This is a genomic window from Priestia sp. P5_B4 (assembly GCF_056400385.1).
In genome coordinates this window covers 1-1,165 of sequence record NZ_JBFULJ010001068.1, presented here as the reverse complement: position 1 = coordinate 1,165, position 1,165 = coordinate 1, and the positions used below count along the sequence as shown (strand labels likewise).

Below are 1,165 nucleotides of genomic sequence, written 5' to 3'. Positions count from 1 at the left end.
TCGTTATCCCATGCAACACAACATCAAACAAAAACGCTGAATTTATAGATGTAGCAGATTCGAGATATTCCCACCTAACACTCTGTCTGCAACTTCTCCACTAGATGTATAACGCTTAACGGCCTGTAAATTTAAATATGGATCTCCATATGGAAAATCTGAACTAAATAACGTTCTTTCAGGTATTTCTTTTATAGCCAAAGACAAGGCATATGTTGTATAAAATGCTGATATATCTAAGTATGCATTTTTGGTGTCTTTTATCATTTCTATCGTTTGTAGCCAATGAATTCCGCCCATATGCCCGTATATAACCGGCACATTTTCATATTTTTGAGTGAGAAGAAATAACTCTTGAATATCCTTTAAGTTCAAAGGATGAAAAGTATGTACCCAGATAGGTAAAGACATATAGTCACTCGCTGCTTTAAATATAGGTTCTAACAATGGAATTTGATCTGGGCCAAGAGTAAATTCTCCAAGACCTTTCATCTTTTGCTCTTTGACAAGCTTCTCTACCCAGTCGTTTAGATTGACATCACCAGGAGAATAGGAAAGCGGAACCGAACCAAATCCGACAAACCTATTCGGGTATTCCTTAATCGCAACGCTTACTTCTTCTAGCGCATGTAAGCGTGCTTGTAAGGGATTCATCTTGTTATTGAGAATTTGATGTAATTTGTTCATTTCCGTTGTAAATTCTTTAACATTACTGCTTTTTTCTGGATGAACAAGAGTAGAAAACAATACGGTTTTATCTATTCCACTTTCATCCATCATTTTAATATGTTTCTCTATAGGCAAAACCACATGTGCATGACTATCAATAATCATTTTGTTTCTCCTTTTCATTTCTTTCGTAAAAGGCTTCATTAGCAACTGTCAAAATCGTTTTTAAAGCTACAGGGAATCCAGCATAAATGACCATTTGTAACATTGCTTCTAAAATTTCTTCCTGTGTCCATCCAACATTCAAAGCCCCGTTTAGATAAAATTTCAGCTGTTCCGTATTACCTAATGCAGTTAGGCCAGCCACTGAGCAAGAAGGCGTGACTTTAAGTCTAAACCTCCTCTCGAGAAAATTTGTCCGTAGTTAAACTCTACAGCTAGCATTCCTAAATCAGGGAGAGCTGACTGTTCAAAGCCTGCCATTATATCCTCATAG

1 protein-coding gene and 1 pseudogene are annotated in these 1,165 nt (G+C 36.7%); both read right to left on the bottom strand.

Going from position 1 to position 1,165, the window contains the following annotated elements:
• Positions 1 to 42: 42 nt before the first annotated feature.
• Entirely contained in the window at positions 43 to 834 is a 792-nt protein-coding gene (locus AC1DRF_RS28845) for an amidohydrolase family protein (protein WP_427077082.1), read from the bottom strand.
• Positions 824 to 1,165 (bottom strand): annotated as a pseudogene (locus AC1DRF_RS28840) (carboxymuconolactone decarboxylase family protein); the annotation flags it as partial. The gene AC1DRF_RS28845 and the pseudogene AC1DRF_RS28840, both read right to left, overlap by 11 nt.

Coding starts and splice junctions, on each gene's coding strand:
- AC1DRF_RS28845 (WP_427077082.1), bottom strand. CDS start 834: ATGATTATTGATAGTCATGCACATGTGGTTTTGCCTATAGAGAAACAT.